Below are 26882 nucleotides of genomic sequence, written 5' to 3' on the forward strand. Positions count from 1 at the left end.
CAGCATAGGGTGGTCCGGTGACTCGCACCGAGGCGAGCGAGCCCGCAGTAGAGAAGTTCGCACCCAACGGCGGCACGGTGACGGCAGTCGTCGCCGGTCTCGTCGCGCTGGCGTTCATCCTGGCGTGGGCGATCGACATCCACCGCGTGGCGCTCTGGGTGCCCGCGCTCGCGCTGCTCGGGGGCGCGATCGTGTGGATCAGCACCGTCCGGCCGCGGGTCCGGGTGCAGAACCACGAGCTCGTGCTCCAGAACATGGTCACCACGACGTACCTGCCGCTGGCCTCGATCGACGAGGTGGCGGTCCGCCAGGTGATGGCGGTCCGGGCCGGTGGCCAGCGCTACATCTGCTCCGGTGTGGGCCGGAGCATGCGCTCGGCGCTGAAGGGGTCGTCGGTCGAGCAGGCCCGTCAGCAGGTCGGTGGGCTGCGCGGCGAGCTGGCGAAGGTCCCCGAGCCCGGGATGCACTACGCCGACTTCGTCGAGCTCCGGGTCCGGGAGCTGATCAACGAGGACCGCATGAGGCGTGGTGTGAAGAGGTACTCGCCCGAGGCCGACGAGCTGGCCAAGCAGGTCCGGCGCGTGCCGTCCTGGCCGGCGATCGCGATCCTCGCGGTGGTCGCGGTGTTCCTCGTCGTCAGCCTGGTCGTCGGCTGACTCTCACCGGGTCACGGTGAAGGACCTCTCCATCGCCGCGGCGGACGAGTCCCCGCCGTAGACCTCGATCGTCCCCGGCTCCACGACGAACTTGCCGCGGTTGTCGTAGAAGCCGAAGTCGCTCTTGTCGAGGGTGAACGTCACGGTCGTGGACTCTCCGGACTCCAGCGACACGCGCTGGAAGCCCCGCAGCCGGCGGACCGGCTGGGAGATGCTCGCGACCGGGTCGTGGATGTACATCTGCACGACGTCGTCGCCGGCGCGCTCACCGGTGTTCTTGACGTCCATGGTGACCGTGACGGTGCCGTTGCGCCCGACGCTCGAGCGGCTCAGCTTGAGGTTGGAGACGTCGAACGAGGTGTAGCTGAGCCCGTAGCCGAACGGGTAGAGCGGCTGGCAGGTCGACTGGTCGCGGTAGCGGGAGTTCCACTTGAACGTCGCGTCACACGGGCGGCCGGTCGGCTCGTGGTTGTAGTAGTAGGGCACCGTGCCCACGCCCCGTGGCATCGAGACCGGGAGCTTGCCACCCGGGTCGACCTTCCCGTAGAGCACGTCGGCGACCGCGTTGCCGCCCTCGGTGCCCGGGAACCACGCTTCGAGGATCGCCGCCGCCTTGTCCTGGACGGCGGTCAGGTCGAGCGGATGGCCGTTGAACAGCACGACCACCACGGGCTTGCCGGTGGCCGCGACCGCGTCCAGCAGCTCCTCCTGGTGGCCCGGGAGGTCGAGCTGGCTGCGGCTGTTGGCCTCGCCGCTCATGAAGGCGCTCTCACCGAGGGCGAGCACCACCTGGTCGGCGTTGTCGGCGGCGGTGACCGCGTCCTGGATCGTGGTCCCGTCGTCACCCGGCCCGGCGCACACCTCCTCGTCGGGGGTGATCGGCGGGTTGGCGTTGTTCGGCGGGTCGAAGTTGTGCGCCAGGTTGCAGGCCGCGGTGTAGGTGACCGGGGCCGAGCTGGCCGCCTTCAGTCCGTCGAAGAGGGTCACGAACTTCGGAGCCAGGGGATCGGTGCCCCGTCCGGACCACGGGCCGAGCATCTCGTCGACCGTCGCCCCCAGCGGGCCGATCAGCGCCGTCGACTTGCTCGGATCGAGCGGCAGCGGCTGCCCGTCGTTCTTCAGCAGCACCATCGACCGGCTCGCCGCCCAGCGGCTCTTCGCCAGGTCCTCGGGCCGGCCGTAGCTCGCGGGGTCGCTCGCCGTGGTGACGTCGACGTACGGGTGGTCGAACAGCCCGGCACGGAACTTCACGCGCAGGATCCGGCGGACGGCGTCGTCGAGCCGCGACATCGTGATCTGGTGGTCGGCGAGCAGCTGCTGGCCGTAGTCGCGGATGTTGGTGCTGACCATCTCGGAGTCGGTGCCCGCCATCAGCGCCGCGGCGCCCGCCTCGGGGCCGTCGGCCGCGACGCCGTGGCCGCACGGGCCGCTGTCCGGCTCGACCGGCGGGCAGGCGCGCAGCTCGGCAACCGCGGTGTAGTCGCTCTCGACGAAGCCGTCGAAGCGCCACTCCTTCTTCAGGATGTCGGTCTCGGTGTACTTGTTGGCACAGCCGGGCACGCCGTTGATCGCGTTGAAGGAGCACATGACGGTGTCGGCTCCGGCGTCGATGGCCGCCTTGAACGGCGGCAGGTAGAAGTTGCGGAGCCGGGACTCCGACATGTCGGTGGTGTTGTAGTCGCGGCCGCCCTCGGGCTCGCCGTAGGCCACGTAGTGCTTCACGCTCGAGACGACCTTGTCCGGAGCGCTGTAGTCGGTGCCCTGGGCGCCCTTGACGCGGGCGGCCGCCATCACCGAGCCGAGGTAGGGGTCCTCGCCCGCGCCCTCGACGATGCGGCCCCATCGGGGCTCGTGCGAGACGTCGACCATGGGGCTGTAGACCTGCTTGAGGCCCTCGGTGGCGGACTCCCTCGCGCCGACCGCGGCGTCGGCCTGCGCGACCTCGGGGTCGAAGGAGCTCGCCGCCCCGAGCGGGACCGGGAAGATCGTCCGGTAGCCGTGGATGGTGTCGTAGGCGAACAGGATCGGGATGTGCAGCCGGGACTGCTCGACCGCGATGTGCTGGAAGTGGTTGATCTGCTCGGGGTCGACGAGGCTGAAGACCGAGCCCACTCCCGCCTTGGCGTCGGCGTCGGTGATCTGGCCGTCGGAGAGCAGCTGCACCTGCTGCAGCTTCTCCTGCGTCGTCATCTGTGAGAGCAGCTTGTCGACCTTCTGCTCGATCGTCGCGCTGGCAGGGGCTCGGGTCGGTGCCAGGGCCTGCTCGTCGCTGGACCTGTCGATGCCGATGCCTGCAAGCGCGCTTCCGCCGATGGTGAGTGCGAGGACGAGCGCGGTGCCGACCGCCCCCGTCCGACGTCCGATCGTTGCCATGGGGGGCTCCTCCCGAGAAGGATGCTCGCCGGCTCAGCGAGCAGCGTCGTCGTACCCACAATCGCCGAGTTCATGCGCGCTGGCTCCTCACACTTCACCGGGCTGGCTCGTCGTATGCGGGACCGCAGGACGCGGTGCACCCCAACCCCCGAAGGAAGTCACGATGGACACGCGTCACTCCACACCCGTCGACGAGGCCGTGCTCGAGCAGAACAAGGCGATCGTCACGCGGCTGTGCGACGCAGCGAACAGCCACGACATCGACCTGATCGCCTCCGTGATCGACCAGGTCGTCGACCCGGAGGTGCACAACACGACGCCGTTGCCCGTGGCCGGGACGGGTGCCGAGGCCCTCAAGCAGGTGTGGGCGATGCTGCTGACCGCGCTGCCGGACATCCACGTCACGATCGAGGAGCTGGTCGCCGAGGGTGACCGGGTGGTCGCCCGCAACACCGTCCGAGGCACCCATCGCGGCGTCTACCTGGGGCGGGCCGGGACCGGGACCCGGCTGACGTACGGCGAGATGTTCAGCTTCCGGGTCGACCAGGGCCGAGTCGTCGAGATCGCCGGCGTCGTCGACGTCGCCGGTCAGCTGCGCCAGCTCGGGCTCTGGCCGCCGGCCCGCTCGTGATGCCGCCCTGCCGGGCCTCGAAGACGCGGGGTCAGAGCCCGAGGGCGGCCTCGATGTCGCGACCGAGCGCGTCCAGCCGGGCCGCGGCGGAGATCCGGGCCGCGTCGACTCCGGCGTCGGCGTCGACCGGCACGACCACCTCCAGGTAGCACTTGAGCTTCGGCTCGGTCCCGCTCGGGCGGACGACGACGCGGGCGCAGTCCGCGAGCCGGAAGCGCAGCCCGTCGGTGGGCGGCAGGTCGGCGCTGCCGAGCGCCAGGTCATCGACCTGCTCGACGGCGAGGCCGCCCAGCTCGGCCGGCGGGGTGGCCCGGAGCCGCTCCATCGCGGCGGTGATCAGCGACAGGTCGGCGACGCGCACCGACACCTGGTCGGTCGCATGCAGGCCGTGCTCGACCGCGAGGTCGTCCAGGACGTCGACCAGGGACCGGCCCGCCGCCTTGCACTCGGCGGCGAGCTCGCAGAGCAGCAGCAGCGCCGAGACACCGTCCTTGTCCTTCACGTGGTCGGGGTCGCAGCAGTAGCCGAGCGCCTCCTCGTATCCGAAGGCGAGCCCCGGGACCCGGCCGATCCACTTGAAGCCGGTGAGGGTCTCGACGTAGGGCTGCCCGGCCGCGGCCGCCATCTTGCCGAGCAGGCTCGAGGAGACGATCGAGGTGGCCCAGGTGCCGGTGCGGCCCCGGGACATCAGGTGGTGGGCCAGGAGCGCGCCCACCTCGTCGCCGCGGAGCATCCGCCAGCCGTGGCCGGTCGGGACGGCGGCGGCGCAGCGGTCGGCGTCCGGGTCGTTGGCCACGACGAGGTCCGCGCGGTGCTCCTCGGCCAGGGCCGTGGCCAGGTCCATCGCGCCCGGCTCCTCGGGGTTGGGGAAGGCGACGGTTGGGAAGTCGGGGTCCGGCTGCTCCTGCTGCTCCACCACCCGCGGGGCCGGGAAGCCGGCCGTCTCGAGCACCTGGAGCACCGAGGTCCCGCCCACCCCGTGCAATGGCGTGTAGACCAGCTCGAGGTCGCGGGGGCCGTCCTCGGCCAGCTCGGCGATCGTGTCGAGGTAGCGGTCGATGAGGTGCTCGCCGAGCACGGTCCCGCCGGCTCCGCGCGGGACGCCCGCCAGCGGACCTACGGCGTCGATCTTCGCCGCGATCGCGGCGTCGGCCGGCGGCACGATCTGGCTGCCGTCACCGAGGTAGACCTTGTAGCCGTTGTCCTGCGGCGGGTTGTGGCTGGCCGTGACCATCACCCCGGCCGAGCAGCCCAGCTCACGGATCGCGAAGGCGAGCACCGGCGTCGGGAGCGGCCGGGGCATCAGCCAGACCTTGAACCCCGCGCCCGACATCACCTCGGCGGTGTCCCGGGCGAAGTCGTCGCTGCGGTGGCGCGCGTCGAAGCCCACCACCACCGGCCCCGTCTCCCCCTGCTCCTGGAGGTACGCCGCCAGCCCGGCGGCGGCGCGGATGACCACGACCCGGTTCATCCGGTTCGGACCCGCCCCCAGCGCGCCCCTGAGCCCAGCGGTGCCGAACTCCAGGTTGCCCGCGAACCGGTCGGCCAGGTCGCTCGGGTCGGCGCCGCCGTCGACGTCCGCGATGATCTGCTGCAGCTCGGCGCGGGTGCTGTCGTCGGGGTCCTCCGCTGCCCAGGCCCGGGCACGCTCCAGCAGGACGTCGGTGGCCGCTGAGGTGGTCATGGGCAGACACTAGGACCTAGGGCGGGCCGGCCAGAACGGGTCAGGCGTTGACCGTGCTCATGTCGGCGTACCGGTCCCCGGCCACCGCGTCGCGCGGCACGGCGGTCTCGAGGGCCTTGAGGTCGTCGTCGGTGAGCTCGACCTCGGTGGCGCCGAGGTTCTCCTCGAGGTAGCGGACCCGCTTGGTGCCGGGGATCGGGGCGACGTCGTCGCCCTGGGCCAGGACCCACGCGAGCGCGAGCTGGCCCGGGGTGCAGCCGTGCTCGACGGCGAGCCTCTTGACCTTCTCCACGAGGGCGAGGTTGGCGTCGAGCGCGTCGCCGGCGAACCGTGGGAACCGTCCGGTGGCCCGCGAGTCGTGGGGGGCGAGGGTCTCGCGGGTCACCGCGCCGGTGAGGATGCCGCGCCCGAGCGGGGAGTAGGGCACCAGCCCGATGCCGAGCTCGCGGATCGTGGGCAGGACGTCGTCCTCGATGTCGCGCGAGAACAGGGAGTACTCGCTCTGCAGGGCCGTGACCGGGTGCACGTCGTGCGCCCGGCGGATGGTCGCGGCAGCGGCCTCGGAGAGCCCGAGGTGGCGGACCTTGCCGGCCTCGACGAGCTCCTTCATGGCCCCGACGGTGTCCTCGATCGGGACCGTCTTGTCGACCCGGTGCTGGTAGTAGAGGTCGATGTGGTCAACGCCGAGCCGCTCGAGGGAGGCGTCGCACGCGCGGCGTACGTAGTCCGGGGTGCCGTTGATGCGGACCCACGAGCCGTCCGCGTTGCGCTCGTTGCCGAACTTGGTGGCCAGCTCGACCTCGTCGCGGCGGCCGGCGATGGCCTTGCCGACCAGCCGCTCGTTGGTGAACGGACCGTACATGTCCGCGGTGTCGAGGAAGGTGACGCCCAGGTCGAGCGCGCGGTGGATGGTCTCGATCGCGGCCTGCTCGTCGGTGGTGCTGTAGAACTCCGACATCCCCATGCACCCCAGCCCCAGCCCGGAGACCTCGAGGGGGCTTCCGCCCTTGTCGCTGCTGCCGAGCGTGCGTCGTGCGAGGGTCATATCGTCCACTGAACAGGCTGGAGCGCGCTCCAGGTCAAGCAGCCGTGCTCGTCAAGGGTGGTCTGGTCCGGGTTGGGTATCTTCGCCGGTTTGGCTCGCGGGGCCGCACTCGCCCGGCAACTCTGTGCGCGGGGCAGCGACAGTACGTCGCCGGTGTCAGATTCACAGGAGAGGGACCTATGACACCCAAGCGTGCTGCGATCGGCGCTCTGGCCGCCGTCCTCATCGTCGTCGGTGCCGCGGTCGGCGTCGTCAACGCGGCGACCAAGACCTGGCAGAACGACGCCTCGTGCGAAGGGAAGCACGCCGCGAAGGCCAAGGCGAAGGCAAGGGCCGACGCCAAGGCGAACGCGAAGTCGAAGGGCCAGCGGATCAAGGTGGTCTGCGTGGCGCCGAGGCCGCCGGGCGCGACGGTCACCAAGACCGTCACCGCGACCGCGACCGTCACGCAGTGGGCCACCACCATGGCGACGGCCACCACGACCGTCACGGTCACGCCATCGTCCGGTCCGACCAGCCCGGTGCCCACTCCCACGCCCAGCCAGACGCCCAGCGAGACGCCGACTCAGACGCCGACTCAGACGCCGACTCAGACGCCGAGCCAGACGCCGACGCCGACACCGCCTCCGACGGGTACGGCGGGGTGCGCCACCAGCACGCCGAACGTGCCCGACGGCCCCGACGGCCGGGGCGGCTGCTTCCCGGGGCCGGCCAACACCGGGCCGGACGCGCCGGCCAGCGCGATGGCGGCCTACACCGGGTCGTGCACGATCACGGCGGCGAACACCGTGATCGACTCCAAGGTGGTCAACTGCCGCACCATCAACGTGCGAGCCAGCGGGTTCGTGCTGAAGAACTCCTACCTCAACGGCGGAATCGTCCAGTCGAACGGCTCACCGTCGTTCACCGTGCAGGACTCCTTCATCGACAGCGGGGTGCAGTACCCCGCGTGCAGTGACGGGTCCTGCCCGGCCGGGAAGTACGCCTGCGGTGACCCGAACAACGCCACCACCGACTGCGGGGTGACCGGGGCGAACTTCACGATCCTGCGCACCGAGATCATCAACTCCAACCGGGCCGCCTACTGCGAGGCTCCGGGTCCGTGCCTGATCCAGGACAGCTACTTCCACGGCACGAACCTGTGGCCGGACCGGTCGAACATGGCGCACGCCTCCTCGGTGCGCGAGGAGCAGAACACCACGCTGCGGCACAACTCGCTGCACTGCTCCTACACCGGCCCGTTCGTCAACGGTGAGATCGGCTGCTCCGCGGACCTGACCGGCTACCCGGACTTCGCACCGATCAAGAACAACACCGTGGACGGCAACCTGTTCGTGGCCAGCTCCGGAAGCGCGTTCTGCATGTACGGCGGGGCCACCGGCGGGAAGCCCTACTCCAGCGACCCGACCAACGCCACCAACCAGAAGTTCACCAACAACGTGTTCCAGCGGGGCAGCAACAACAAGTGCAGCTCCTACGGACCGGTGACCAGCTTCGACAAGAACCGGTCCGGCAACGTCTGGTCCGGCAACATCTGGTCCGACGGCGCACCGGTGGCAGCGGCGATGTGAGGGAGGCCTACGCCGAGAGCTCCTGCACGGCGTTGAGGCGGGCCTGGTAGAGGTCGATCTTGAAGTCGATCGCGCCGAGGTGCTCCTGCACCTCGGCGAGCCGGGCCAGCACGACCTGCCGGTGCGCGCGCAGGAGGTCGAGCCGCTCCTGCTCGTTGCCCTCGCCGGCGCGGACCAGGTCGGTGTAGCGGCGCACGTCGCGGATCGGCATGCCCGTCGCGCGGAGCTTGGTGATGAGCCTGATCCAGTCGAGGTCGTCCTCGGCGTACTGCCGGTGTCCTGACGTGGCCCGGGGCACCGAGCGCAGCATCAGCCCGTCCTTCTCGTAGTAGCGAAGGGTGTCGGGGGTCAGGCCGGTCAGCTCGGCGGCCTCGGCGATGCTCAGTCCTGTGTGGAGTCCAGACACCCGTCCAGTGTCGTCCTTGGAGTGCACTCCAGGTCAAGACCGGTCGAGCGCCGGGCGCCGCATCGACTCCGCGAGGTAGCCGCCGCCCACGTGGGCGTTCTCCATCGCGTCCTCGGGGCGGCCCTCGACCCGGTCCGCCCAGTCCTCGGCATCGTCGATCGGGTCGTAGCCCAGCGCGTGGCCGGGGGCCAGGTCCCACCAGCGGCGGGTGTTGCGGGAGATGCCGTAGATGACGGCGAACCCGGGCGCGGGAGCCGTGAGCGCGGCGTCGACCATCCGCACGCAGTCGTCGGGGGAGAGCCACGTCGCCAGCGAGCGGACCGTGCTCGGCTCGGCCCGGAAGGTGCCGATCCGGCAGCTGATGACGTCGAGGCCGTGGCGGTCGGCGTACAGGCTCATCAGCGACTCGGCGGCCGCCTTGGCCACGCCGTAGAAGGTGTCCGGGCGGAGTCGCGTCGCGACCGGGAGCAGCCCGTCGGGCAGCCCGGCCCGGGGCGTGTGGCCGACCGCGTGGTTGGAGCCGCCGTAGACCATGCGGCGCACCCCGTGCTCGACCATCGCGTCGAGCAGGGCCGCCGTGGTGATCACGTGGGACGTGAGCGAGTCGGGGAGCGAGAGCTCGCCGGGGTGGCCGGCCATGTGGACGACGGCGTCGAGGGACGACTCCGCGAACTCGGCCTCGAAGACGTCGGCGACCGCGTCGGCGTCGGCGCAGTCCGCGGTGTGCCACGCGCCGTCCACACCGTCGGGCTGGGGTACGACGTCGAGGCCGACCACCTCGTGGCCCCGGTCGGCCAGCCCGGCGGTGAGGACGCGCCCGATGCTGCCCGCCGCCCCCGTGAGCAGGACCCTCACAACGCTGGTGGGGTGGTCATAGCCGCGGGACGACCTGGGAGAGGAGTGAGCCCATCCGCTCGGCGGCAGCACGGCCGGCTTCGAGGACCTCCTCGTGGTTGAGCGGCTCGCTGCTGATGCCGGCGGCCAGGTTGGTGACCAGGCTGATCCCGAGCACCTCCATCCCGGCCTCGCGGGCGGCGATGGCCTCGAGCGTGGTGCTCATGCCGACCAGGGTCCCGCCGAGGATGCCGGCCATCCGCACCTCGGCCGGCGTCTCGTAGTGCGGCCCGGGGAACTGGACGTAGACGCCCTCGTCGAGCGTCGGGTCGACCTCGTGGCACAGGGCCCGCAACCGGCTGCTGTAGAGGTCGGTGAGGTCGACGAAGGTCGCGCCCACGATCGGTGAACGGCCGGTCAGGTTGATGTGATCGCTGATCAGCACCGGCGTGCCCGGCGTCCAGGTCTTCTTGAGCCCGCCGCAGCCGTTGGTCAGCACGATGGTCCGGCAGCCGGCCTTGCCCGCCGTGCGTACGCCGTGCACGACGGCGGCGACGCCCTTCCCCTCGTAGTAGTGGGTCCGGCTGAGGAAGACCAGGGCGCGCAGGTCGCCGACCCGGACCGAGCGGATCCTGCCGGAGTGGCCGGCCACGGCGGCGGCGCTGAACCCGGGCAGGTCGGTCGTCGCGATCTCGGCCACCGCCTCGCCGAGCATCTCGGCGGCGGGCAGCCAGCCCGACCCGAGCACCAGGGCGACGTCATGGCGGTCGACGCCGGTCAGCTCGGCCAGCCGCTCCGCGGCCTGTCCCGCGAGGTCGTAGGGCGATGCGTCGGAAGTGGGGTCGGTCACGTCGAGGACTCTAGGGCGTGTCTGGCAATTGCTGGCGCCGCCATGAATTGCCAGACTCGTCCTAGAGCCCCGTGGACCGGCAAGGACGCCGGCGCAGCGCGGCCACGTAGTCATCGGGCGCGTCGGCGGCCTCCGCGGCGTCCGCCAGCATCCCGAGGTAGGACGCCGAGGGCAGCCCGCCCTCGTAGGCGTCGAGCACGTAGGTCCACACGAGCAGCTCGCCGGTCAGGGTCGAGACCCGGACCTTGGTCTTGCGGTAGAGCCCGGAGTCGGCCGCCTCCCAGCCGTCGAGGTCGCCCTCGTCCTCCCTCGACACGTCGTAGACGGCGACGAAGACCTGCTCCAGCGGGTCCTCCACGATCGTGGAGAGGGCGCCGTCCCAGCCCAGGTCCTCCCCGCCGAAGGTGAGCCGCCACCCGGTGAGCCACCCCGTCGTGGCCAGCGGCGAGTGCGGGCAGCGCTCGCTCATGCGTGCCGGGTCGAGGTTGGTCCCGTAGGCGGCGTAGAGCGGCACACGAGGAGGGTAATGGGGACTACTAGGCTGGAGTGGTGAGCGACGTGACCCACTTCGATGTCCTTGTCCTCGGCTCCGGGCCCGGTGGATACATCGCCGCGATCCGCGCCGCCCAGCTCGGCCAGAGCGTGGGGATCGTCGAGGACAAGTACTGGGGCGGGGTCTGCCTCAACGTCGGCTGCATCCCGTCCAAGGCGCTGCTCCGCAACGCCGAGCTCGCGCACATCATCACCCAGGAGAAGAAGACGTTCGGGATCGAGGGCGACGCCACCATGGCCTACGGCCCCACCCACCAGCGCAGCCGGGGCGTCGCGGACGCCAGCGCCAGGGGCGTCCACTACCTGATGAAGAAGAACAAGATCACCGAGATCGACGGCTGGGGCACCTTCACCGGACAGGTGGACGGCAAGCACGGCATCTCCGTCGACAAGGACGGCGCCACCTCGTCCTACACCGCCGACAACGTGATCATCGCTGCCGGTGCAAAGGTCCGGATGCTCCCCGGCATGTCGGTGAGCCAGAACGTCGTCACCTACGAGGAGCAGATCCTCGACGAGAACCTCCCCGGGTCGATCATCATCGGCGGCTCGGGCGCGATCGGCGTCGAGTTCGCCTACGTGATGACCAACTTCGGGGTCGACGTCACGATCGTGGAGTTCCTGGACCGGATGGTGCCCACCGAGGATGCCGACGTCTCCAAGGAGCTGCTGCGCCAGTACAAGAAGCTCGGCGTGAAGGTGCTGCTCTCGACCAAGGTCGAGGCCGTCGAGGACACCGGCAGCGGTGTGAAGGTGACGGTGAGCCCGGCCGGCGGAGGCGACTCGCAGGTCCTCGAGGCGGACAAGATGCTGGCGGCGTTCGGCTTCGCGCCGCGGGTCGACGGCTACGGCCTCGACAAGGCCGGCGTCGAGGTGAGCGACCGGGGCGCGATCGCGGTCGACGCCCGCGGCCGCACCAACGTCGAGGGCATCTACGCCATCGGCGACGTCACCGGGAAGCTGATGCTGGCCCACACCGCCGAGGCCATGGGCATCGTCGCCGCCGAGACGATCGCCGGCGCCGAGACCATCGAGATCGACTTCGACATGATCCCGCGGGCGACGTTCTGCCAACCGCAGATCGCCTCGTTCGGCTACTCGGAGGCCCAGGCGAAGGAGAAGGGGTACGACGTCAAGGTCGCATCGTTCCCGTTCTCGGCCAACGGCAAGGCGCGCGGCATGGCCGAGACCGCCGGCTTCGTCAAGATCGTGGCCGACGCCGAGCACAACGAGATCGTCGGCGCGCACCTGATCGGCCCGGAGGTGACCGAGCTGCTGCCGGTGCTGACCCTGGCTCAGAAGTGGGACCTGACCGCCGACGAGGTGGCCCGCAACATCTTCGCCCACCCGACGCTGTCGGAGGCTGTGAAGGAGGCCGTCGAGGGGATCGCCGGCCACATGATCAACCTGTGATGGGCCCGGCATGAGCGACCACGTCGTCGTCGTCGGCGGCGGCCCCGGCGGCTACGAGGCCGCCCTCGTCGCGGCCCAGCTCGGCGCCCAGGTGACCGTCGTCGACACCGACGGCGTCGGCGGCTCGGCCGTGCTCACCGACTGCGTGCCGTCGAAGACGCTGATCGCGACCGCGGAGCTGATGACCGACGTCGAGGGAGCCAACGAGCTCGGCGTGATGATCGGGGCGGACGGCGTCCGCGTGGACCTGGCCCGGGTCAACCAGCGGGTCAAGACGCTCGCGCAGGCCCAGAGCGAGGACATCGCGAGGCGGCTGGCGAAGGAGGGCGTCGAGGTCGTCGAGGGACGGGGGAGCCTGGCCGGGCCCGACCGGGTCCTCGTCGAGCGGGCCGGCGGTGCCGAGCAGATCCTGCGCGCCGATGCGGTGCTCGTCGCGACCGGGGCCGCTCCGCGCACGTCGTCGGACGCACAGCCCGACGGCGAGCGGATCCTCACCTGGGAGCAGGTCTACGACCTCGACGAGGTGCCCTCCTCGCTGATCGTCGTGGGCTCGGGCGTGACGGGCGCGGAGCTCGCATCCGGCTACCTCTCGCTCGGCATCCCGGTCACCCTCGTGTCCTCGCGCGACCGGGTGCTGCCCGGCGAGGACGCCGACGCTGCGCGGGTGCTCGAGGAGGTGCTCACCCGCAGGGGGATGACCGTGCTGTCCCGCTCGCGGATGGCGTCGGTGACCCGGAACGCCGAGACCGTCACGGTGACGCTGACCGACGGCCGCGCCGTGGAGGGCTCCCACTGCATCCTCGCGATCGGCTCGGTGCCCAAGACCGCCGACCTCGGGCTCGAGGAGGCCGGGGTGGCCCTCGACGACGGCGGGTTCGTGAAGGTCGACCGGGTCTCGCGCACCTCCGCGCGCGGTGTGTACGCCGCCGGCGACTGCACCGGCGTGCTCATGCTGGCCTCGGTGGCCGCCATGCAGGGCCGGATCGCGATGTGGCACTTCCTCGGCGACGCGGTCACCCCGCTGGACCTCAAGACGGTCTCCTCCAACGTCTTCACCGCGCCCGAGATCGCCACCGTCGGCTGGTCGCAGCAGGCCATCGACGCCGGGGAGATCGAGGCCGAGTCCGTCACGCTGCCGCTCAGCGGCAATGCGCGAGCCAAGATGCAGGGCGTCCACGACGGCTTCGTGAAGCTCTTCTGCCGGCCCGGCACCGGCATCATCGTCGGCGGCGTCGTCGTCGGCCCGCGGGCCAGCGAGCTGATCCACCCGGTCTCGCTCGCGGTGGCGGAGTCCCTGACCGCCGACCAGCTCGCCCAGGCGTTCACGGTCTACCCGTCGATGTCCGGCTCGGTGGCCGAGGCCGCGCGCCGGCTGCATCGCTTCCGGGCCTGACGGCTCACTCGTCGTCGGACCGCCCGGGCGTCACCAGCCCCGACTCGTACGCGCGGACCACGGCCTGCACCCGGTCGCGGCACTGCAGCTTCGCCAGCAGCGACCCGACGTGCGTCTTCACCGTGGCCTCGCCGAGGTACAGCTCCCGAGCGATCTCCGCGTTCGACATCCCGCGCGCCACGAGCTTCAGCACCTCCGTCTCCCGCTGGCTCAGGGACGGCAGGGCGGCCCCCGGGTCGGGTCGCCTGCGGCTGGTGAACTCCGCGATCAGCCTGCGGGTGACCGACGGCGCCAGCAGTGCCTCGCCGCGGGCCACGGTCCGCACCGCCGCGACCAGGTCGTCGGGAGGGGCGTCCTTGAGCAGGAAGCCGCTGGCGCCGGCCCGCAGCGCCTCGAAGACGTACTCGTCGAGGTCGTAGGTCGTCAGGATCAGCACCGCAGGGCGGCCACCGGTCGCGAGCTGCCTGGTCGCCTCGATCCCGTCGAGCCGCGGCATCCTGATGTCCATCAGGACCACGTCCGGCCCGAGCCGCCGGGCAGCGGCCACGGCCTCGACACCGTCGCCGGCCTCGCCGACCACCTCGAAGCCGTCCTCGGACTCGAGGAGCTTGCGGAACCCGGCGCGCACCAGCGCCTGGTCGTCGACGATCAGCAGCCTCAGCGGGGTCATACGCGGCCCGTCGGAGCGGGGTCCGTCAGTGGCCCGGTGAGCGGGATCCTCGCGTGCACACGGAAGCCGGGGCCGGGCTCGGCGGGGCCGGCCAGGAGCGAGCCGCCGTAGACCGCGACCCGCTCGCGCATGCCGGTCAGCCCGTGGCCACCCTCGGGCAGCCCCTGGCCGACGCCCGGGCCATCGTCCAGCACGTCGACCTCCAGGTCGCGAGCCGTGCGGTGCACGTGGACACGCACCCGGCGCGCGCCCGCGTGCTTGACCACGTTGGTCAGGCACTCCTGGACGATGCGGTAGGCCGTGAGGTCGAGCCCCGCGCTCAGCGCTTCCACCGCCGCGTCGTCGACGGACACCTCCACGTCGAGCCCGCTCGCCCGCGCCGCGTCGAGGACCTGGTCGAGGTGGCGCAGGCTCGGTTGTGGCCGGAGCGACGGCTCCTCGTCCGGACGGCGCAGCAGCCCGAGGAGGAGTCGCAGCTCGGCGAGGGCCTCCCGGCCGGCGTTCTCGACGGCCTCGAGCACGGCCTGGCTGGCCTCCGGGGACGAGCGCTCCTGGGCCAGGGCGCGCCGCTCGGCCGCGGCCTGGACGACGATCAGCGACAGCCCGTGCGCCACGACGTCGTGCAGCTCGCGGGCCATCCGGGAGCGCTCCTCCATCACCGCCTCGGCAGCCAGGCGGCCCTGCTCGTAGGCGAGCCGGTCGGCGCGTAGGCGCTCCTCGGTGAGCTGCTCGCGGCGGCGCCGCAGCACATAGCCGGTGGTCCACGCCAGGGTCAGGAAGACCAGTGCGGGGAGCGCGTCGCCGGGCGAGGCGCCGTAGCCCAGGGAGAACAGCCAGCCCGGGACCGTGGCGAGCACGACGAGCGCGGTCACCACCAGCTGGCGGCGCCCCACCAGGTCGGCGCCAAGGATGTAGAAGGCGGCGAGCATCCCGAGGAACGCCTCGAAGCTCGCCTGCTCGCCGGACGGGTACATCACCAACGACCACGCGTTGAAGGCCGCGAGCACGAGAACGGCGACCGATGCCGGCCAGAAGCGGCGGAACGCCAGTGGCAGCGAGCCCGCGGCCAGGAACACGTAGTGCGCCCACAACGGGTCCGGGAAGCTCTCGCTGTGTGCGTGCACGGTGATGTCCACGACGCCCAGCCCGAGCAGCCCCAACGCCACGGTCCAGTCCCGGACCGCGCGGCTGCGCCAGGGCCACGAGCGGGACCACGCCGACGACATGGGCGACACGGTAGGTCCTGAGTGGCCCCGATGACCTCAGCCTCGAGGGGGAACCACGTTCCACCTCGCGGTGGGCTGCTTCAGCCTGCAAGGGGAGGTTGTGGCGGGGCGCCGGTTCCTACTGTCCTGACGTCGCCATCCGGCGGCACCACCACCGGAAAAGGAGCACGTCATGCGATCCACTCTTCTCGCCGCCGCCGGCGCAACCGCCGTCGTCGCCCTGGCCGGGGGCCACGCGGCCCTGGCCAGCCCGAGCACCCCGCACCGCGACGCGGCGACGACCCTGGAGATCACCGCGCACAACCGCAGCGACTCCGACATCGACGTCGGCCGCAAGGGGTTCAGCGCCGGTGACCAGCAGGTGTCGACTGTCAAGCTGGACGTCGCCGGCCAGCACGCTGGGCAGGGCACGATCTCCTGCCTGGCGATGCAGGTGTCCCGCCGCGCCGCCGTGCAGCAGTGCTCGGGCACCTTGAGCCTCGACGGGGGGACCGTGACGTTCTCCGGGCCGACCGCCGCCGGCCGGCGCGGGCCGGCACCGTTCGACTGGGCGGTGACGGGCGGCACCGGCGACTACAGCCAGGCCTCCGGGTTCCTCCACGTCGTGCCGGGAAACCGGACCGTGCACATGACGCTGAACCTGCTCTAGCCTCCAGGGATGACCGTCGCGGGCCCGGCGCAGCAGATCAGGTTCTGCCGGGCTCCTGACGGGGTCCGCATCGCCTACGCGGTGTCCGGGACGGGACCGCCGTTGCTGGTGTCCACCTGCTGGCTCAGCCACCTCCAGCACGACTGGGAGAGCCCCGTGTGGCGGCACTTCCTCGACGAGCTCGGCCGGTTCGTCACGCTGGTCCGCTACGACGAGCGCGGCTACGGCCTGTCGGACTGGGACGTCACCGACTTCTCGCTGGAGTCGCGGATCGGCGACCTCGAGGCGGTCGCGGAGGACGCCGGCCTCGGACGGTTCGCCCTGATGGGGATGGCCCAGGGCGGCCCGCCGGCGATCGCCTACGCCCACCGGCACCCGGAGCGGGTCACCCGGCTCCTCTTCTACGGCAGCTACGCCGGAGCGGGCGACGACCCGGAGGTGCGGGAGCGGCTGGCCGCCTTCGCGGCGCTGATCAGGGTGGGGTGGGCGCGCCCGCAGCACCACTTCCGGCGGCTGTTCACCTCGATGATGATCCCCGGCGCCAGCGACGAGCAGATGCGTTGGCTCGACGAGCTGCAGCGGGTGTCGACCTCGGCGACCACCGCCTCCACCGCCCTCCTGGAGCGGTCGCGGGCCAGCTGCGTCGACCTGCTTCCCGAGCTCGACCTCCCGACCCTGGTGCTCCACTCGCTGCGCGACCAGATGAACGACTTCGAGTACAGCCGGCAGCTGGCGACCAGCATCGCCGGCGCCCGGCTGGTCCCCCTCGACAGCGACAACCACATCGTCCTCGGTGACGAGCCGGCGTGGCCGGTCCTCGTCGACGAGGTGCGCGCCTTCATGGCGCCCGACGGGGCCCCGGAGCCGGTGGCAGACGGCCTCTCACCGCGGGAGCGGGAGGTGCTGGCACTGGTCGCCGAGGGCCGGTCCAACGAGGACATCGCCGCCGAGCTCTACCTCAGCGTGCGGACCGTCGAGCGGCACCTGCAGAACGTCTACGCGAAGCTCGGCCTGAGCGGACCGTCGGCGCGCGCCGCCGCGGCGGCCACCCTTGCGCGTACGTAGCCGGACCGCCGCACGCCTCCGGAATGGGTGGCCGCGCCGATGCCGCGGGCCTCGCGTCGTTCCTACCTTCTGGTGTCCACATCCACGCCCTCGCCGAGGGCACACACCAGTCAGGAATCTCCATGAACACCCAACACATCACCCGTCCCGCCACCCGCACGGCCGGCCTGACGGGCCTGGCCGCCGGCCTGGCCCTGATCTTCGCGGCCACCACTGCCTGCGGCACCGAGACGCAGACCCCGACCCGGGCCGGCAGCCGACCGCAGCCGTCGTCGGTCGACCTGGTCGAGGGCGCCAGGGCCGCGCAGTCGGCGTACCTCAGGCAGCTGCTGGCCCGGGCCGAGCGGAGCAGGGCTACGTACGTAGCCAACCCGCCGGAGACGTTCCGGCATGGGTAGTCCCACCGATGCCACGCAGGGGGCATCGTCCCTACGTTCTCCACATGACCCAGACACAGAACACCCAGACACCGAACACCCAGTCCCTGTCCACCACCGACGCCGACGACGTCGCCCTCAAGGCCAAGCACGCAGCCATGTGGGCCATGGGCGACTACCCGTCGGTCGCGACCGAGGTGATCGCGGCCACCGGCCCGGCACTCGTCGCGGCCGCCGGCATCGGCCCCGGTGACCACGTCCTCGACATCGGCGCCGGCTCCGGCAACGCCGCCATCCCGGCGGCGCGGGCCGGTGCCGATGTCGTGGCGAGCGACCTCACGCCCGAGCTCCTCGAGACCGGGCGGCAGGCCGCCCAGGCGGCAGGCGTGGCCCTGCGCTGGGAGGTCGCGGACGCCGAGCGGCTGCCGTACGCCGGCGGCGAGTTCGACGTCGCGATCTCCTGCGTGGGGATCATGTTCGCGCCGCACCACCAGCAGGCCGCCGACGAGCTCGTGCGCGTGGTGCGGCCCGGCGGCCGGATCGGCCTGCTCAGCTGGACGCCGGCGGGCTTCATCGGCCGGATGTTCACGACCATGAAGCCCTATGCGCCCCCGCCGCCGCCCGGCGCCAGCCCTGCGCCCCTCTGGGGTGACGAGGCGCACGTCCGCGGCCTGCTCGGAGACCGGGTCACCGACCTGGTGGCCGAGAAACGGCTGCTGACCGTCGACACGTTCGCCGACGGCGCGGCGTTCCGCGACTTCTTCAAGCGCACCTACGGCCCGACCATCGCGGTCTACCGCTTCCTCGCCGACCACCCGGACCGGGTGGCCGAGCTGGACGCGGCCCTGGCCGCCCTGGGCGACGAGGCGCTCGTCAACGGCGAGATGGAGTGGGAGTACCTGCTCGTCACGGCGCGGCGCGGGTAGGCCAATTACGCTTGCGCCGCATGACCCGCTCTCGCCTCGTCGGGCTGGGCCTCGGCATCGTCCTGGTCGTCGGTGTGGCCCCCGCGGCCTCCGCCGAGGAGATCGACGTCACCGCGCCGATGACCTGGACGGTCACCGGCCACGGGTGGGGCCACGGGCACGGGATGTCGCAGTACGGCGCCAAGGGGGCGGCCACGCAGGGCCTGGGCTGGAAGCAGATCGTCGGCTTCTACTACCCGGGCACCAAGCTGGGCCGCGCCCGCGGCCCGATCAAGGTGCTGATCACCGCGGACAAGCGCGACGTCCAGGTCGATGCCCGCGACGGGTTGCGGCTGCGGCCCCTGACCGGCCGCAAGACCTTCGAGCTGGCCAAGGTGCGGCCCCGGGCCACCCGCTGGCGGATCGTGCCGAAGGGTGAGCGCAGCGTCGTCCAGTTCAAGGCCCGGTCGGTGTGGAAGCGGTGGGCGTCGTTCCCGGGTGCCGCCGAGTTCACCGCGGGCAACCGGCCGATGACGCTCAGGCTGCCGCACCACGACACCGCGACCTACCGCGGGTCCCTGCGCTCGGTCGAGAAGCACACCGTCAACGTGCTCCCCATCGACCGCTACGTCCAGGGCGTGGTGCCGAGCGAGGTCCCCACCTCGTGGCCCGCCGACGCGGTCCGCGCCCAGGCGGTCGCGGCCCGGTCCTACGCGGCGTACGAGCGCGCACACGCCACGTCCTACTACGACATCTGCGACACCACCTCGTGCCAGGTCTACGGCGGTGCCGGCGCCGAGGACCCGGCGTCCAACGCGGCGGTCAAGGCGACCCGGGGCCGGGTGGTGACCTACCAGGGCGAGCCCGCGTTCACCCAGTTCTCCTCCAGCGACGGCGGCTGGAGCTCCGCCGGCAGCCAGCCCTACCTCGTGGCGCAGCCCGACCCCTACGAGGCGTCGTCGGCCAACCCCTACGCGACGTGGACCGCCACCCTGACCAGCGCGCGGATCGAGAAGCAGTGGCCGTCCATCGGCCAGCTGCAGCACATCTCGTTCACCCGTGACGGTCACGGCGACTTCGGTGGGCGGATCCTCTCCGCGACGTTCTCGGGGAGCGCCGGCTCGGTGACGGTGCCCGGCGACGACGTCCGCTCACTGCTCGGCACCGACGGCCGGTCGACGTGGCTGCAGCTGCGGCCGGCCACGACGAAGGACCTGGTCCGGCAGCTGTTCTCGTTCTCGTTCCCGTAGGACGGCGCTACGCGAGGACCAGTACCAGGTCGCCGCCCTCGACGGCCTGCGTGCCCGACAGCGCGACTCGCTCGACCGTCCCTTCGACCGGAGCGGTGATCGACGCTTCCATCTTCATCGCCTCGATGGTGGCGACCACGTCGCCGGCGGCGACCTTGTCGCCCTCCGCGACGGCCGTGGTGACGACCCCCTGGAACGGCGCAGCGACGTGTCCGGGCCGGGCCGGGTCGGCCTTCTCGGCGGCGGCGACGGCCGCGGCCACCGAGCGGTCACGCACCGAGACCGGCCGCAGCTGGCCGTTGATCGTGGCCATCACCGTGCGGTAGCCGCGCTCGTCGGGCTCGCCGATCGCCTGGAGCCCGAAGATGATCGTCTTGCCCTCCTCGAGGGTCACCCCGTGCTCCTCGCCGCGGCGCACGCCGTAGAGGTAGTCGATGGTCGGCAGCACCGACACGTCGCCGTAGGTCTCCCGAGCCTCGAGGAAGTCGCGGTTCGGGCCGGGGAAGAGCAGCTCGTTGAGGGTCTCCCGGCGCACCGCTGAGCTGCCCGTGGCGAGGGCCTCGGACTGCTCCGTGGTCAGGCCACCGGCCGTTGGCTTCCAGCTCCGGCCGGCCAGCGCCTTGGTGCGGAACGGCTCCGGCCAGCCGCCGGGCGGGTCGCCGAGCTCGCCGCTGAGGAACCCGATGACCGAGTCCGGGATGTCGAACCGCCCCGGGTCGTCGGCGAACTCGGCCGGATCGGCACCGACCGCGACCAGGTGCAGCGCGAGGTCGCCGATCACCTTCGAGGACGGCGTGACCTTCGGGATGTCGCCGAGGATGTCGTTGGCGGCGGCATAGGTCTCCTCGATCTGCTCGAACTTCTCGCCGAGCCCCAGCGCGATCGCCTGCTGACGCAGGTTGGAGAGCTGCCCGCCGGGGATCTCGTGGCGGTAGACGCGTCCGGTGGGCGAGGGGAGGCCGGACTCGAACGGCGCGTAGACGCGACGGACCGCCTCCCAGTAGGGCTCCAGCGCGTTGACGGCCGCGAGCGAGAGACCGGTCTCGCGCGCCGAGTGGTCGGTCGCCGACACCAGCGCCGACAGGGGCGGCTGCGAGGTCGTGCCGGCCATGCTCGCCGCGGCGGCGTCCACAGCGTCGACGCCCGCGTCGATCGCCGCCAGGAGCGTGCCGAGCTGGCCGCCGGGCGTGTCGTGGGTGTGCAGGTGCACGGGCACGTCGAACCGCTCGCGCAGTGCGGTGACCAGGGTGCGGGCCGCCGGGGCGCGGAGCAGGCCGGCCATGTCCTTGATCGCCAGCACGTGCGCACCGGCGGCCACGATCTGCTCGGCCAGCCGCAGGTAGTAGTCGAGCGTGTAGAGCTGCTCGCCCGGGCTGGACAGGTCGCCGGTGTAGCAGAGCGCCACCTCGGCGACGGTGGTCCCGGTCTCGCGGACCGCCTCGATCGCCGGGCGCATCTGCTCGACGTCGTTGAGCGCGTCGAAGATGCGGAACACGTCCAGCCCGGTCGCGGCCGCCTCCTTCACGAAGGCCGAGGTGACCTCCGTGGGGTAGGGCGTGTAGCCGACGGTGTTGCGGCCGCGCAGCAGCATCTGCAGGCACACGTTCGGGACCGCCTGCCGCAGTCCGGCCAGCCGCTCCCACGGGTCCTCGGAGAGGAAGCGCAGCGCCACGTCGTAGGTCGCCCCGCCCCAGCACTCGATGGACCACAGCTGCGAGGTGCTCCGGGCGACGTACGGCGCCACGGCCAGCAGGTCGGTGCTGCGCACCCGGGTGGCGAGCAGCGACTGGTGGGCGTCGCGGAAGGTGGTGTCGGTGACCGCGACGTCGTCCTGGTCGCGCAGCCGTTGCGCGAACCGCTCGGGGCCGAGCTCGAGGAGCAGCTGGCGGGTGCCGTCGGGCGCGGGGACGTCGAGGTCGACGTCGGGGAGCTTGGTGACGGGGTCGACGGTCACCGGGGGCCCGCCGTGCGGCTGGTTCACGGTCACGTCGGCCAGGTAGGTCATCAGCTTGGTGCCGCGGTCGCCGCTGGCCCGTGCCTTGAGCAGGTGCGGGTGGGTCTCGATGAAGCTGGTGGTGATCCGGCCGGCCCTGAAGTCGGGGTCGTCGAGCACCGCCTGGAGGAAGGCGATGTTGGTGGTGACGCCGCGGATCCGGAACTCGGCCACCGCCCGGCGGGCCCGCTGCACGGCCAGCTCGAAGGTGCGGCCACGGCAGGTGAGCTTGGAGAGCATCGAGTCGAAGTGGGCCGAGATCTCCGCGCCGGTGTAGGTCGTACCGCCGTCGAGCCGGACCCCGCCGCCGCCGGGGGAGCGGTAGGTCGTGATCACGCCGGTGTCGGGACGGAAGTTGTTGGCTGGGTCCTCGGTGGTGATCCGGCACTGGAGGGCGGCCCCGCGCACCTGGATGCCCTCCTGGGTGAGCCCCAGGTCGGCGAGGGTCTCGCCGGACGCGATCCGCAGCTGGGACTGGACGAGGTCGACGTCGGTGACCTCCTCGGTGACCGTGTGCTCGACCTGGATCCGCGGGTTCATCTCGATGAAGACGTAGCTGCCGTCCGGCGCCAGCAGGAACTCGACCGTGCCCGCGTTCCGGTAGCCGATCTCTCTGGCGAACCGCACCGCGTCGGCGCAGATCCGGTCCCTCAGCTCCGGGGCGAGGTGGGGCGCGGGCGCGATCTCGACCACCTTCTGGTGGCGACGCTGGACCGAGCAGTCACGCTCGTAGAGGTGGATCACGTCCCCCTCGCCGTCCGCGAGGACCTGCACCTCGATGTGGCGGGGGTCGACCACGGCCTGCTCGATGAAGACGGCCGGGTCGCCGAAGGCTCCCTCCGCCTCGCGCATGCAGGTCTCGATCGCATCGCGGAGGTCCGCGGGGTCATCGACCCTCCGCATCCCGCGCCCGCCGCCACCCGCGACCGCCTTGACGAACACCGGGTAGGGGATCGCCTCGGCGGCTCGGGCCAGCTCGTCGGGGTCGGTGCTCGGCGCCACGCTCTGCAGGGTCGGCACGCCCGCCTTCCTGGCTGCGGCGACTGCCCGCGCCTTGTTGCCCGTCAGCGTCAGCACCTCGCTGGTGGGCCCGACGAAGGTGATGCCGGCGTTCGCGCACGCCTCGGCGAGGGCCGGGTTCTCGCTCAGGAAGCCGTAGCCGGGGTAGACCGCGTCCGCTCCGGACCGCACCGCCACGGCCACGATCGCGTCCGGGTCGAGGTAGGCCCGCACCGGGTGCCCGCGCTCACCGATCTCGTAGGCCTCGTCCGCCTTGAGCCGGTGCTCCGACCACCGGTCCTCGTGCGGGAACACCGCCACCGTGCGCGCGCCGAGCTCGTAGGCGGCCCGGAACCCCCGGATCGCGATCTCGCCGCGGTTGGCCACGAGGACCTTGGAGAACATGCTGCGACGCTACAAGTGCCTCCGCGTCGAACCAGCCGTCCGACGATCCGTGGACGGCCCCGGCTGGAGCGCGGTCAGGCGGCGGAGGCGATGCGCTCGCGCGCCTCGGCGGGCTCTACCGCGGTCTGGCCGCGCAGCACGCGCACTGCGCTGAGCAGGGTGGTGGCGACGACGCCGAGGAAGCCGACGAGGGCGAAGAGCCCGATGACGGCGACGGCCACCCAGCTGACTAGCTCGACCATGAGGTCAGGCTAGGGAGCCGGGCGGGCGTTCGCAGCAGAATCGCCGAATCCGTCAGTTTTCAGGGATCAGCAGGTCTCCCAGCCCGTCGGGCAGTTCGTCGCGCAGCTGCTGGATCCCGCTCGGCGTCAGCGCGGGCGCCCGCTCCGCGTCGGGCGTGGCCGCAGAGGCGGGGAGAAGTGCCGCCGTTCCCCACTGGGGGTAGTTGGCCTGGTTGCTGCCGATGTCGATGAGCTGCTGTCCCGACCCGTCGGATGACGCGACGTACAGCAACGACTGCTGGCGGGTGAGCTCACCGTCGGTGACGAACGTCATCGATCGTCCGCTCGGCGACTGGTCGGGGAAGAACACCGACTGCGGGTACGTCGTGCCCACGACCCGCTTCGCGCTGCCACTCTTCGCCGAGACGGCGAAGATCTCGCTGCCGACGTGCCGCCAGGCGCTGGTCACCAGCACGGACCTGCCGTCCGCGGTCCAGTCGCTGGGCATGGCCTCGAGCTCGGGATCGCTCAAGGGCCGTGCGTGCCGCCCGTCGACGTCGCTGACGTAGACCTGGTCGGCGATGCCACCCAGCCCCTCCTCGCCGTAGGCGAGCCGCGAGCCGTCGGGGGAGATCGCGAAGAAGAACTCACTCGCGTCCACCCGCTGCGGCGAGAAGTCCGTGACCTGGTGTCGCTGGGTGCCGTCCATCCGCGCCGCAGCGATGGCGCAGCCGCCGGGGGGATCGGGCCGGCAGCGGACGAAGTACACCGAGTGTCCGTCCGGCGAGACCCTGGGGCCGAAGTCCGCGAAGCCGGGGTCCTCCGGCACGAGCAGGTGCCAGTCCGAGCCGTCGGCGGCGACCTCGTACAGCCGCAGCTCGTCATCTGGACCGAAGGCGGCGACGACCAGGTGTGAGCCGTCGGGCGTCCACGTCGCCTGGATGGCGAAGCCGTCCTCCGGGCTGGTCACCTGGACCAGGGCGGTGCCGTCCGGGTTCACGGTGTCGACGACGCCACTGTCGGTGTCGGTCACGGCTATCCGGCCGTCCGGGGCGGCCACGGGTGAGGTTGCCCGCGCCGGTGCGTATCCCGTCCGGGCCGGTCCGGAGGCGGACCCGACTCGGGGCAGGTGCGATCCTCGGGCGGCCCGGGCGGAGCCGGGCAGGGCTCCCCAACTGCTCTGCACCGCGCCTTCCACGCTCGACTCCACCACGTGTTGTTGCGAGCCGTCGGACCGCATCACCGAGAGCTGCAAGCCGTCGGCGTCGCTGCCCCTTGAGAAGACGATGAACCGGCCGTCGGGCGAGTACGCCGGGAAGCCGGCGTCGCCGTCCCCGAACCGCACGTGCGTCAGCTGCCGCTGGTGCGTGCCGTCGGCGCCGATCGTGTGGACGTTGCTGTTGGGCCGGCAGCAGTTGTCGGCGAAGACCAGCCGTTGGCCGTCGGGCGACCAGGCGCCGAGGGTGGCCTCCAGATCCGGGTCGGTCAGCCGTTGCTGGTGCGAGCCGTCAGCGCGCGCGATCCAGATCGCGCCGAGGAGCCCGGCCTGGTCGCTGCTGAACTGGATCCTGCGTCCGTCGGGGGAGTAGCTCGCCGAGTAGTTCACCCGGTGGTTGGACACCACAGTGGTCAGCCCGGAGCCGTTGGTGCGGACGGTGACCAGCGGACAGTCGGGCTCGCCCGGGATGGTGTTGTCACAGCTGGTCAGCAGGAGCCTGGACCCGTCGGGCGCCCAGCTCGGCGTGAAGTAGTCGGTGCCGGGGCTGGTGAGCAGCTCGCGCTGGTGGGAGCCGTCGGCGTCCATGAGCCAGACCGCGAAGTCGCCGGACTCGTTGTTCACGTACGCGACGGTCCGGCCGTCGGGCGAGACGCTCGGCGCGCCGGCCGCCGACCCCTCGGCGACGTGCGTCAGCTGCCGCAGGCCGGACCCGTCGGCGCGCATCGAGTACACCTGTCCGGTGGCCCCCAGGGTTTCCGGGTTCGGCAGGAGGAACCCGACCGAGAAGAAGATCCGCCCGTTCTCCGGGCCGCCCGCCCCTCGCTGGGCCGCGGTCGCTGCGGCCCCCGTCCCCGCCATCACCCCGACCGCCAGCAGCAGTGCCGTTCCGGCTCCCGTGATCTTCCGTGGCCACATGGCGGACCCCCTCTGAGTTGCGTCGTTGTGACTCAACTCCGCCGGGGTTGGGGCGACAAGGTGGCCTCCCCTGAAATGGTCGTCCGGGTTCACCCCGATGCCGAGAACTGGGCGACCAGCTCCGGCAGCGCGGCGTGGGCGACCCGAATGGCCTCGTCGTCGGGTACGTCGAGGACCTCGACGGCCTGGTTGCCGCCGGCGGTCGTCGCCACCAGCGTCGTGAGGCCGGCCCGGCGCTGGAACCAGGTCGCGCGGAGGTTCCAGCCGATGACGTGGTCGATCTCGAGGATCCGGCGCCGGCGGACCAGCGAACCGGAGCGGGCCACGAGGTAGCCGGCCACGAGCGTGTGGCCCAGCGAGCGGACCCGGTCCCGGGCGAGCAGCGCGGCGACGGGGACGGCGAGGACCCCGACCAGCAGCCAGCGCGGGCCGTTGAGCGCCACCGGGCTCGCCACGGCAGCGGCGAGTACGCACGCCGGGACGAGCGCGCGGGTCCAGCGGCGGCGGGTGGCGCGTGGTCCGTGCCGGGTGAGTGGCGCCGAGAGGGGCTCCGGCGAGTCGAGGATCTCGCCGGCCACCTCCTCGACGACGGCACGCGGCGCCGGCGGGACCAGCACCGAGCTGCCCTGCTGCCCGCGCCCGAGGCCGGTGACGATCGCGGAGAGCCGGGCGCCGCCGGCGAGCCGCAGGCCGAGCGGCTCGGAGACGTTGGCGCCGGCGAGCCGGTCGTCGTCGATCGTGGTCTCCCGCGTGGTGATCAGGCCCCGGGTCAGGTGCCAGGTGGAGGCCACGCGGTCCCGGGTGAGCCGGAAGCCCCAGTTGGTCACGGCGTACCCGACGATCGCGAGCGCCGACACCACCACGAGCAGGGCCAGCACCAGGAGAGGGATGAGAACGGCGAGGGACAGGCCGGGTGCGTCGAGACTGTCCCAGTCGAACCACTCCCAGAAGCCGACCGTCTGGAGCAGCTGGCTGCCCGCCCCGAGGGCCGCAGCTCCGATCACGACCCCGGTCCCGGTCAGGGGCGCGAACCGGAGCCAGGCCGGGTCGAAGGTGAGCACCGGTGTGTCCGGAGCAGCGGCGGCCGGCGCGACCGCGTCGTCGGCGCTCGACCGCTGCAGCAGCTCGGTGCGGAGCCGGCGGGCGCGGTCGAGGGGCAGACCGTCGAGGTCGATGCGGTCCTCGTCGCTCGTCGACGCGGTGCCGGTCCCGATCCGGACCTTGGTCAGCCCCAGCACGCGGTGGATCGGCGAGGAGGTGAGGTCGACGGTCCGGACCCGGTCGACCGGCGTGGAGAGCACGTGCCGGTTGAGCAGGCCGCGCTTGAGCTCGATCCGGCCACCGTTGATCCGGAAGCTGGTGGTCAGGTAGCGCATCACGCCGAGTGCGACCGGGATGCCCACACCGATCAGCTGCCACTTCTCGCCGCCCGAGGCCGCGCTGCCCAGGGCGATCACGATGATGGCGGGCAGGAAGCGGATCAGCTCCCGGATGGGGTGGACGAGCAGCATCCGCGAGTCGAGCCGCTGCCACTCGGCGTCCCGCGCCAGCTCGGTCACGCGCGCCCCGTCAGGTCGGCC

Annotated in this window: 23 protein-coding genes; 10 read left to right on the forward strand and 13 right to left on the reverse strand. The window is 71.9% G+C overall.

What is annotated here, in order from left to right; genetic code table 11:
• Window positions 1–17 precede the first annotated feature (17 nt).
• A complete protein-coding gene (locus tag VFV89_RS01845; protein ID WP_329704186.1) occupies window positions 18–656 on the forward strand; it encodes a hypothetical protein in 639 nt (212 codons plus the stop codon).
• Between the two features lie 3 nt (window positions 657–659).
• On the opposite strand, the gene bglX is transcribed toward VFV89_RS01845, so the two are convergent.
• A complete protein-coding gene (bglX, locus tag VFV89_RS01850) occupies window positions 660–3029 on the reverse strand; it encodes a beta-glucosidase BglX (protein WP_329704187.1) in 2370 nt (789 codons plus the stop codon).
• A 163-nt stretch (window positions 3030–3192) separates the two neighbouring features.
• Between bglX and VFV89_RS01855 the strand changes: the two genes are divergently transcribed.
• Window positions 3193–3660 (forward strand): ester cyclase, encoded by a 468-nt coding sequence (locus tag VFV89_RS01855; protein WP_329704188.1) that lies wholly within the window; start codon window positions 3193–3195, stop codon window positions 3658–3660.
• Window positions 3661–3691: 31 nt separating this feature from the next.
• On the opposite strand, the gene VFV89_RS01860 is transcribed toward VFV89_RS01855, so the two are convergent.
• Together VFV89_RS01860 and VFV89_RS01865 are read right to left on the reverse strand one after the other, a co-directional pair.
• A complete protein-coding gene (locus VFV89_RS01860) occupies window positions 3692–5344 on the reverse strand; it encodes a phospho-sugar mutase (RefSeq protein WP_329704189.1) in 1653 nt (550 codons plus the stop codon).
• A gap of 40 nt (window positions 5345–5384) precedes the next feature.
• Window positions 5385–6389 carry an aldo/keto reductase gene (locus VFV89_RS01865; protein WP_329704190.1) on the reverse strand — a complete coding sequence of 335 codons (1005 nt, stop codon included), beginning with the start codon at window positions 6387–6389 and terminating at the stop codon, window positions 5385–5387.
• 179 nt (window positions 6390–6568) lie between these two features.
• On the opposite strand from VFV89_RS01865, the gene VFV89_RS01870 reads away from it, so the two are divergent.
• The gene (locus tag VFV89_RS01870; protein ID WP_329704191.1) at window positions 6569–7960 is read left to right on the forward strand and encodes a hypothetical protein; all 1392 of its coding nucleotides are present in this window, start codon (window positions 6569–6571) and stop codon (window positions 7958–7960) included.
• Between the two features lie 7 nt (window positions 7961–7967).
• On the opposite strand, the gene VFV89_RS01875 is transcribed toward VFV89_RS01870, so the two are convergent.
• The 4 genes from VFV89_RS01875 to VFV89_RS01890 form a co-directional block, all read right to left on the reverse strand.
• Window positions 7968–8366, reverse strand: coding sequence for a MerR family transcriptional regulator (locus VFV89_RS01875; protein WP_329704192.1), 399 nt, complete (start codon window positions 8364–8366; stop codon window positions 7968–7970).
• A gap of 33 nt (window positions 8367–8399) precedes the next feature.
• Window positions 8400–9221: an NAD(P)-dependent oxidoreductase gene (locus VFV89_RS01880; RefSeq protein WP_329704193.1), complete on the reverse strand. Its 822-nt coding sequence runs from the start codon at window positions 9219–9221 to the stop codon at window positions 8400–8402.
• Between the two features lie 16 nt (window positions 9222–9237).
• On the reverse strand, window positions 9238–10050 hold the full coding sequence (locus VFV89_RS01885; RefSeq protein ID WP_329704194.1) for a purine-nucleoside phosphorylase: 813 nt from the start codon (window positions 10048–10050) through the stop codon (window positions 9238–9240).
• Window positions 10051–10111: 61 nt separating this feature from the next.
• Window positions 10112–10564 (reverse strand): gamma-glutamylcyclotransferase, encoded by a 453-nt coding sequence (locus VFV89_RS01890; protein WP_329704195.1) that lies wholly within the window; start codon window positions 10562–10564, stop codon window positions 10112–10114.
• A 44-nt stretch (window positions 10565–10608) separates the two neighbouring features.
• Here VFV89_RS01890 and lpdA point away from each other — a divergent pair, with 44 nt between their 5' ends.
• Window positions 10609–12015 carry a dihydrolipoyl dehydrogenase gene (gene lpdA, locus VFV89_RS01895; RefSeq protein WP_329704230.1) on the forward strand — a complete coding sequence of 469 codons (1407 nt, stop codon included), beginning with the start codon at window positions 10609–10611 and terminating at the stop codon, window positions 12013–12015.
• 10 nt (window positions 12016–12025) lie between these two features.
• Window positions 12026–13408, forward strand: a complete 1383-nt coding sequence (locus VFV89_RS01900) for an NAD(P)H-quinone dehydrogenase (RefSeq protein ID WP_329704196.1) — start codon at window positions 12026–12028, stop codon at window positions 13406–13408.
• Window positions 13409–13412: 4 nt separating this feature from the next.
• Here the strand turns inward: VFV89_RS01900 and VFV89_RS01905 are convergent, their stop codons facing one another.
• Both VFV89_RS01905 and VFV89_RS01910 read right to left on the reverse strand, forming a co-directional pair.
• Window positions 13413–14078 carry a response regulator transcription factor gene (locus VFV89_RS01905; protein ID WP_329704197.1) on the reverse strand — a complete coding sequence of 222 codons (666 nt, stop codon included), beginning with the start codon at window positions 14076–14078 and terminating at the stop codon, window positions 13413–13415.
• Entirely contained in the window at window positions 14075–15304 is a 1230-nt protein-coding gene (locus VFV89_RS01910; RefSeq protein WP_329704198.1) for a sensor histidine kinase, read from the reverse strand. Before VFV89_RS01910 ends, VFV89_RS01905 begins: the two co-directional genes overlap by 4 nt.
• 172 nt (window positions 15305–15476) lie before the next feature.
• Here VFV89_RS01910 and VFV89_RS01915 point away from each other — a divergent pair, with 172 nt between their 5' ends.
• From VFV89_RS01915 to VFV89_RS01935, 5 genes are all read left to right on the forward strand, one after another.
• Window positions 15477–15953, forward strand: coding sequence for a hypothetical protein (locus tag VFV89_RS01915; RefSeq protein WP_329704199.1), 477 nt, complete (start codon window positions 15477–15479; stop codon window positions 15951–15953).
• A 9-nt stretch (window positions 15954–15962) separates the two neighbouring features.
• On the forward strand, window positions 15963–17018 hold the full coding sequence (locus VFV89_RS01920; RefSeq protein ID WP_329704200.1) for an alpha/beta fold hydrolase: 1056 nt from the start codon (window positions 15963–15965) through the stop codon (window positions 17016–17018).
• 122 nt (window positions 17019–17140) lie between these two features.
• Window positions 17141–17416, forward strand: coding sequence for a hypothetical protein (locus tag VFV89_RS01925; protein WP_329704201.1), 276 nt, complete (start codon window positions 17141–17143; stop codon window positions 17414–17416).
• 44 nt (window positions 17417–17460) lie between these two features.
• Window positions 17461–18321 (forward strand): class I SAM-dependent methyltransferase, encoded by an 861-nt coding sequence (locus VFV89_RS01930; RefSeq protein ID WP_329704202.1) that lies wholly within the window; start codon window positions 17461–17463, stop codon window positions 18319–18321.
• 20 nt (window positions 18322–18341) lie between these two features.
• Complete coding sequence (locus VFV89_RS01935) at window positions 18342–19550, forward strand: SpoIID/LytB domain-containing protein (RefSeq protein WP_329704203.1); 1209 nt, start codon at window positions 18342–18344, stop codon at window positions 19548–19550.
• Between the two features lie 7 nt (window positions 19551–19557).
• On the opposite strand, the gene VFV89_RS01940 is transcribed toward VFV89_RS01935, so the two are convergent.
• The 4 genes from VFV89_RS01940 to VFV89_RS01955 form a co-directional block, all read right to left on the reverse strand.
• Complete coding sequence (locus VFV89_RS01940; RefSeq protein WP_329704204.1) at window positions 19558–22947, reverse strand: pyruvate carboxylase; 3390 nt, start codon at window positions 22945–22947, stop codon at window positions 19558–19560.
• 74 nt (window positions 22948–23021) lie between these two features.
• A complete protein-coding gene (locus VFV89_RS01945; protein WP_329704205.1) occupies window positions 23022–23189 on the reverse strand; it encodes a hypothetical protein in 168 nt (55 codons plus the stop codon).
• A 52-nt stretch (window positions 23190–23241) separates the two neighbouring features.
• Window positions 23242–25302 (reverse strand): hypothetical protein, encoded by a 2061-nt coding sequence (locus tag VFV89_RS01950; RefSeq protein ID WP_329704206.1) that lies wholly within the window; start codon window positions 25300–25302, stop codon window positions 23242–23244.
• An 89-nt stretch (window positions 25303–25391) separates the two neighbouring features.
• The gene (locus VFV89_RS01955) at window positions 25392–26861 is read right to left on the reverse strand and encodes a PH domain-containing protein (RefSeq protein ID WP_329704207.1); all 1470 of its coding nucleotides are present in this window, start codon (window positions 26859–26861) and stop codon (window positions 25392–25394) included.
• Window positions 26862–26882: the final 21 nt, after the last annotated feature.

The organism is Nocardioides sp., from assembly GCF_036274455.1.
In the GTDB taxonomy this organism is placed as follows: domain Bacteria; phylum Actinomycetota; class Actinomycetes; order Propionibacteriales; family Nocardioidaceae; genus Nocardioides.